Raw genomic sequence first — 7,385 nt, 5'->3', positions numbered from 1 at the left:
ATCTCTAAAAGGCGCTCTTTGCCTTTTTGAGATGATTGGCTTATGACCTCGAAGGCCTAGCCGGCGGAGCTGGACAAAACCGAAAAGCGGAGCCGGCTTGCTCAGGCCTGACAAGCATAAGACGAGCATCTCTAAAAGGCGCTCTTTGCCTTTTTGAGATGATTGGCTTATGACCTCGAGCCGCTGGCGCCTGAAGCTGGACAATGTAGAAAAGCGCAACCAGCGTAAGAAGTCATCATGCTAAGTGCGCCACGTCCTGTGGCAACGCATGACTGTCCGACGTCCTGTCGGCCTTCGACAAGCATAAGATGGCTTGGACCGCAGAAAAACGTTTGGAAAGAAAAAAATCCTTTGTTCTGAGAACAAAGGATTTTTTTGTATCTTATTTTGTTTCGCGGTGTACAGTTACCTTTTTCAAGCGCGGGCTGTATTTGCGGAGTTCTATGCGATCCGGGTTGTTTCGCTTATTTTTTGTAGTAATATAATTTCTATCTCCTGATTCTGTACATTGCAATGTAATGTTTACTCTCACGGTTCATTCCTCCAATGGTCAAATAAAGCGTAATAATTACGATTTAATTATATACTATTTGTTTTTCACACTCTTGTCAACCAAAAAAAGAATCTTAGCCAATCTGGCTTTCTATATGGAGTATTGGGAAAAATCTGCTGCAACAAATGTATTTTCAAAAAGATCTCTGGCCTCTTTCAAAAGAATGTCAGCTTCATTTCCCTGGTATCTGGCACTGATATGAGTCAGAATGAGTTTTTTTACATTTGCTCTTACTGCAATTTTCGCAGCCTGAGAAGTTGTCGAATGATAATACTCATAAGCGAGCGCTTCATCTGCAACGCCAAAGGTAGCCTCGTGAACAAGCACATCTGCATCTGCGGCCAGTTCTTCCGATTTCCTGCAAATACGTGTGTCACCAAGAATGGTTACAATTTTCCCCTGCTTTTCTGGACCTAAAAAATCTCTGCCGTTTAGAATGCGCCCGTCTTCCAAAATAACTGTTTCTCCTTCTTTCAGCTTTTTATAAAGCGGTCCAGGCTTCACCCCTATGCTTTGAAGGTCATCAACAAGAAGCGGACCTGCCGTATCTTTTTCTCTGATTCTGTAGCCGTAACTCGGTATGCCGTGTTCAAGCAGTTTAGCCTCTACAGTAAACTGGCTGTCTTCAAAAATAAGCCCTTCTTCTATTTCATGTATGTTAATCGGGTAATTCACATAAGTCCTGCTTAATCTTAGTGACGACTCAATATATTCAGCTATCCCTTTTGGTCCATATATCTCCAGCTTTTCTTCCCCGGCCTGAAAAGATCTGCTTCCCAAAAGCCCCGGCAGGCCGTAGATATGATCCCCATGCATATGAGTGATGAAAATTTTCTCAATTTTCCTCGGTTTAATCGTCGTATGCAGAATTTGATGCTGTGTTGCTTCACCACAATCAAAAAGCCATACCGCTCCCCTCTCCTCTAGCAGCCTCAGTGCTATGGAAGTAACATTTCGGGTCTTTGCCGGCATTCCTGCCCCTGTTCCAAGAAATTGTATATCCACATTCATAATTCCTCTCTAATCTTTTGTGTAACTAGAATACCATGAAGCTGACACATAGAAAAATCCCCCGGCATTCTTTACACGTTGGAATGAACTGCTGCATATAAGCAAATCCTATGAAAAAGTGCATGATAACCAGTTCCTCCGCAGCTCTATAAAAATGCTGTTATTCTTCTTGCCGGCTGTATTGAAAATTAATTTTCAACCGCTGATGTTACCGTCGTCAGCAATTCATACTTAAAATACTTTCCAAACTGCTGGAAGCACTAAGAAATTAGTCTTAATTGTTTGCTTTACGAGTGGTTAACCTTTAAAATTAAGTATTTGTAAAGGGTACTTAATTTTAATAAAAATGCTGTCTGCAAAGTGAGGTACTTTCATTGAATAGTGAACTAAATCCAAAAGCAGTTATTGTGATATTTGGAGCAACTGGTGATTTGGCGAAAAGAAAGCTTTTCCCTTCTATATTCAGGCTCTACCGCAACAAAAAAATAGCAGAAGAGTTTGCTGTCGTCGGGGTGGGAAGAAGATCCTGGAGCGATGATGAGTTCCGCAGCAATGTAAAATCATCCATCAGCTCTTTTCAATCTGACTCGGCAGAAGCAGACGAATTTGCTTCACATTTTCATTATCACTCTTTTGATGTTACCAATCCGGAGTCCTATCTGGAGTTAAAGGGCCTCTTGGATGATCTCGATGGTTCATATAATATTCCTGGAAATAGGATCTTCTATCTGGCTATGGCACCGGAATTCTTCGGAACAATCGCAAAACAGCTGAAAACTCAGGGATTGACTGCTGTACAAGGATGGAGCCGTCTAGTCATTGAGAAGCCGTTTGGCCGCGATCTTCCAAGTGCAAATGAATTGAACGATGAGATTCGCGAGGCATTTTCCGAGGACCAAATTTATCGTATTGACCATTACCTTGGAAAAGAGATGGTTCAGAATATTGAAGTGATACGCTTTGCCAATGCCCTGTTTGAACCACTGTGGAACAACCGGTTTATTTCCAACATTCAGGTTACTTCCAGCGAAGTGCTCGGGGTTGAGGACCGCGGAAGATATTATGAAAGTTCGGGCGCCTTAAGAGATATGGTGCAGAATCATATGATGCAGATGGTTGCACTTCTTGCAATGGAGCCGCCAATCAAGCTGACTACCGATGAAATACGAAGTGAAAAGGTAAAAGTACTAAGAGCGATGCGCCCCATTGAAGGTGAGCGGGTAGAAGACTACTTTGTGCGCGGCCAGTACGATCAAGGTCTGATTGACGGAAAACAGCTTCCTGGATACAGAGAAGAAAACAATGTAGATCAGGAATCTAACACAGAAACCTATGCAGCCGGCAAAATTATGATAGATAATTTCCGTTGGGCAGGGGTGCCGTTTTACATAAGAACGGGTAAAAGAATGGAAACAAAGTCAACAAAAATTGTAGTGGAATTTAAAGACATTCCAATGAACCTTTACTACAACAGCCAGGAAAAGGAAAACAAGCATCCGAACCTTCTGGTGATTCATATTCAGCCTGATGAAGGAATTACACTGCACCTTAACGCTAAAAAAACAGAGGGCGGTGCTTATACCAAGCCGATCAGACTGGGCTTCTGGAACAATAGTGTGGATACCTTCAATACGCCTGAGGCATATGAAAAGCTGATTGATGATTGTATGCGGGGAGATGCTACCAACTTTACTCATTGGGATGAAGTAGCCCTATCCTGGAGCTTTGTTGATAAAATCTCAAAGATCTGGGAAAAGGAAAAAGCAGTGTTCCCGAATTACGCTTCCGGATCCATGGGTCCAAGAGAGGCAGATGAACTGCTCGAAAAAGACGGTTTCCACTGGTGGCCGGTAACAGAACTAATTTCTGAACAGGGAGAGTGAAGATGATGAAAGTATATGATGTATCAGCTCCAATTTTTGAAGGAATGCCTGTTTACAAGAACAAACCTGAAAAGCAGCCTAAGCTGTCTACAGAAACAAACGGATATGTGACCGAAACAAGAATTGAAATGGATCTTCATACTGGAACGCATGTAGACTCCCCTCTTCATATGATTGTGAACGGGGAAACGATGGAATCCATTTCAATTGATGATCTTGTGGGAAAAGCAAAGCTGTTTGACCTGACAGATGTAGAAAATGCCATTACAAAAAGCGATATTGAAGGATTGGGCATTGAGCAAGGAGATTTTGTTTTATTCAAAACAAAAAACTCTTTTGACGGTGAATTCAATTTTGAATTTATCTTTGTGGCGGAAGATGCAGCAGCTTACCTGGCTGAAAAAGGTGTAAAGGGCGTTGGAATCGATGCACTTGGCATTGAACGCAGCCAGGAAGGCCATCCTACTCACAAAATGTTATTCGAAAGCAACGTGATCATTATTGAAGGACTTCGTCTAAGCGATATAAAAGAAGGAGAATATTTAATGATCGCTGCTCCTATTAAAATTTTGGGGAAAGACGCAGCTCCTGCAAGAGTGCTTCTCTTGGATGAAGTAAGCTTCTAAGAGGTATAGAAAACCAAAAAATGCTGCTGATTAGCAAATCAGCAGCGTTTTTTTATACAGCGAATGCGTGATAACCACCGCAAAACCTACCCTGCAATAAAAAAACACACGAAGATTTTTCATCATCTCCGTGTGTTTTTTGTTCTAAAGGAACCTGGGAGCATATTTGTCCCTATTCCATCCATTCAGTGTGGAAGATACCTTCTTTGTCAATGCGCTGATAAGTATGTGCACCAAAATAGTCACGCTGAGCCTGAATGAGGTTGGCCGGCAATGTCTCCGTCCGGTAGCTGTCATAATAAGCAAGTGCAGCGGAGAAGCAAGGTACAGGCACTCCACGCTCAATTGCAACGCCAAGAATGCGGCGCAGAGCTCCTTGATAGCCTTCTACTATATCTTTAAAATAAGGATCAAGCAGAAGGTTTTTCAATTCAGGATCACGGTCGTACGCTTCTTTAATTTTTTGAAGAAATGCAGCGCGGATGATGCAGCCGCCTCTGAAAATCATGGCGATATCTCCGTATTTAAGATCCCAGCCATACTCTTCTGACGCTGCTCTCATTTGCGCAAAGCCTTGTGCATATGAACAGATTTTGCTCATATAAAGCGCTTTGCGAACTGCCTCGATCAATTCTTTCTTATCTCCATCAAAGCCTGTCATCTCAGGACCTGACAAAACTTTGCTTGCTATTGTTCTTTCATCTTTCATAGCGGAAATAAATCTGGCAAAAACAGATTCGGTAATGATCGGCAGCGGCACGCCCAAATCAAGCGCATCTTTGCTTGTCCATTTTCCTGTTCCCTTTTGGCCGGCTGTATCCAAAATAACATCAACAAGCGGCTTGCCTGTTTCATCATCTTTCTTCGTAAAGATATCTGCAGTAATTTCAATCAGGTAGCTGTCAAGCTCTCCCTTGTTCCATTCTGCAAATACTTCATGAAGCTCTTCTGCCGATAAGCCAAGAACATTTTTTAAAATGAAATATGCTTCTGATATCAGCTGCATATCTCCATACTCGATGCCATTGTGGACCATTTTCACATAATGTCCGGCACCATCGGGACCGATATAGGTTGTACACGCAACTCCATCAACTTTTGCTGCGATTGCTTCAAGAATCGGCTTCACAAGTTCATGTGCCTCTTTTTGTCCCCCCGGCATAATGGAAGGTCCTTTCAAAGCCCCTTCTTCACCGCCTGAAACACCGGTTCCGATGAAATGAATACCGCTCTCTGCCAGCAGCTGATTGCGGCGCTGCGTATCTTTGAAGTATGTATTTCCTCCATCAATAAGGATATCGCCTTTATCCAGATGAGGAAGCAATGTCTCGATTGTTGCATCAGTGGGACCGCCTGCTTTGACCATAAGAAGAATTTTCCTTGGCTTTTCAAGGGATTCTACAAATTCTTCAATGCTGTAAGCACCAACAACATTTTTCCCTTCACTCTCTTTTAAAAATTCCTCTGTCTTATCTGAAGAACGGTTATATACTGAGATAGAATATCCCCGGCTTTCAATGTTAAGGGCAAGGTTTTTACCCATAACCGCCAAACCGACGACTCCGATTTGCTGTTTTGACATATTGTTACGTCCCTCTTTCTTTAATTCTGTTTTTTATACAACACTGAAAATACCATAACCATAAGACTTTTATCAAGTTAAAGGCACTATGGTGATTGCAGAAAATCCTTATTAAAACTCGTACCCTTCTTATTATCATCTTCTGCAGAAGCTTTCATTCCCCTCTGCAGGGCACTGCTTCCATACTTCTCATGAATGCCGCGGATTGTATTGAACAACGGCTCTTTATCAGCGTCTTTTTCATATGAAAATAAGTCAAGCTGTTTTACAGCTTCCTTCTTCTCTACCAGCTCCTGCCCTGTGATACCAAGAAGCCTGACAGCTTCCTGATTCCAATGCTTATCAAAAAGTTCTTTTGCTGTATCGTACAAATCCTTTTCCGAAGAAACCGGGTTTTCCATCAACTTGCTTCTAGTCACAGTTTTTCTGTCATGATAGCGGATTGTGATAAACACCTTGGAAGCAAGAACTTCTTTCCTATGCAGTCTTTGGCTGACAGAACGGGCAAGATTTCTGAGCACTTCATAAAGCTTTGACTCTTCAGTAACATCCTTAGGCAGCGTACTTGAATTGCCAACGCTTTTAAATTCAAAAATGGCTTCGGGATCTACAGGGCGGTTATCAATGCCGTTTGCCCTATTCTTTAGCCGCTCGCCGTTAATTCCAAGCAGCTTTTTCAGCTGAACCTCATTTCCCGAGGCAAGCTCGGCAATTGTGTGAATAGAAATAGACTTCAGCTTTTCGGCGGTTTTCTCGCCAATTCCGTGCATTTCTTCCACAGGCAGAGGCCAAAGAACCTTCTCAATTTCTCGCAGCCTTAAAATAGTGATGCCTAGCGGCTTCTTCATATCAGAAGCCATCTTGGCCAAAAATTTATTAGGAGCAATCCCGATGCTGCATGGAAGCAGGAGCTCCTCCTGAAGCCTGTTTTGAATATCCTTCGCTATTTCAATCGGTGAAAGCTTCACATTGCTTTCGGTGATGTCCATATAGCCCTCATCAATAGAAACAGGCTCTACTAAAGAGGTGTACTCACGAAGAAGATCAAACATGGCTGAAGAAGCTTTCCGGTATCTCTCGAAATTGGGACCCTTAATAATCAACTGAGGGCAAAGCTTTTTTGCCTGCCATAAAGGCATGGTGGTCTTCACACCAAACGCTCTCGCTTCGTAACTGCAGGTCACGATAATGCCTTTTCTCTCCTCCACATTCCCTGCAATGGCAAGCGGCTTTCCTCTAAGCTCAGGCTCGTATGCCATTTCAACGGAAGCATAAAAGCTGTTCATATCCACATGCAAAATCACTCTGCCCATTCCATCACTTCCCGTAAAATCTCATGTGTTTATTGTAACACAGAAAAGCGGAGGCAGCTTGCTCAGGCCTGACAAGCATAAGATGGCTTGGACGGAAGGTCGTTCTTTGACCTTTTGGCCAAGACAGCTTATGACCTCGAAGGCCTAGCTGCCGGAGCTGGACAAACAGAAAAGCGGAACCGGCTTGCCAGGCCTGACAAGCATAAGACGAGCATCTCTAAAAGGCGCTCTTTGCCTTTTTGAGATGATTGGCTTATGACCTCGAGGGCCTAGCCGGTGGAGCTGGACAAACAGAAAAGCGGAACCGGCTTGCCAGGCCTGACAAGCATAAGATGGCTTGGACGGAAGGTCGTTCTTTGACCTTTTGGCCAAGACAGCTTATGACCTCGAGGGCCTAGCCGGTGGAGCTGGACAAAC

At 43.2% G+C, this 7,385-nt stretch carries 6 protein-coding genes; 2 read left to right on the top strand and 4 right to left on the bottom strand.

Annotation, left to right across the window (positions count from 1 at the left end):
- Positions 1–382: 382 nt before the first annotated feature.
- Complete coding sequence (gene rpmG, locus GJU40_RS19995) at positions 383–532, bottom strand: 50S ribosomal protein L33 (protein WP_343031652.1); 150 nt, start codon at positions 530–532, stop codon at positions 383–385.
- Positions 533–643: 111 nt separating this feature from the next.
- Positions 644–1,558 (bottom strand): ribonuclease Z, encoded by a 915-nt coding sequence (gene rnz / locus GJU40_RS19990; RefSeq protein ID WP_343031653.1) that lies wholly within the window; start codon positions 1,556–1,558, stop codon positions 644–646.
- Positions 1,559–1,938: 380 nt separating this feature from the next.
- Here rnz and zwf point away from each other — a divergent pair, with 380 nt between their 5' ends.
- Both zwf and GJU40_RS19980 read left to right on the top strand, forming a co-directional pair.
- Complete coding sequence (gene zwf / locus GJU40_RS19985) at positions 1,939–3,447, top strand: glucose-6-phosphate dehydrogenase (protein WP_154309812.1); 1,509 nt, start codon at positions 1,939–1,941, stop codon at positions 3,445–3,447.
- A 5-nt stretch (positions 3,448–3,452) separates the two neighbouring features.
- Positions 3,453–4,073: a cyclase family protein gene (locus GJU40_RS19980; protein WP_154309814.1), complete on the top strand. Its 621-nt coding sequence runs from the start codon at positions 3,453–3,455 to the stop codon at positions 4,071–4,073.
- A gap of 172 nt (positions 4,074–4,245) precedes the next feature.
- Here the strand turns inward: GJU40_RS19980 and gndA are convergent, their stop codons facing one another.
- Both gndA and GJU40_RS19970 read right to left on the bottom strand, forming a co-directional pair.
- On the bottom strand, positions 4,246–5,655 hold the full coding sequence (gene gndA / locus GJU40_RS19975) for an NADP-dependent phosphogluconate dehydrogenase (RefSeq protein WP_154309811.1): 1,410 nt from the start codon (positions 5,653–5,655) through the stop codon (positions 4,246–4,248).
- An 86-nt stretch (positions 5,656–5,741) separates the two neighbouring features.
- Positions 5,742–6,968, bottom strand: coding sequence for a DNA polymerase IV (locus GJU40_RS19970; RefSeq protein WP_154309810.1), 1,227 nt, complete (start codon positions 6,966–6,968; stop codon positions 5,742–5,744).
- Positions 6,969–7,385: the final 417 nt, after the last annotated feature.

Origin of the sequence: Metabacillus lacus, from assembly GCF_009674805.1 — a bacterium.
GTDB lineage: Bacteria > Bacillota > Bacilli > Bacillales > Bacillaceae > Metabacillus_C > Metabacillus_C lacus.
Note: the sequence above shows the minus strand (reverse complement) of the source record. Positions and strands in the feature narration are given on the sequence as shown.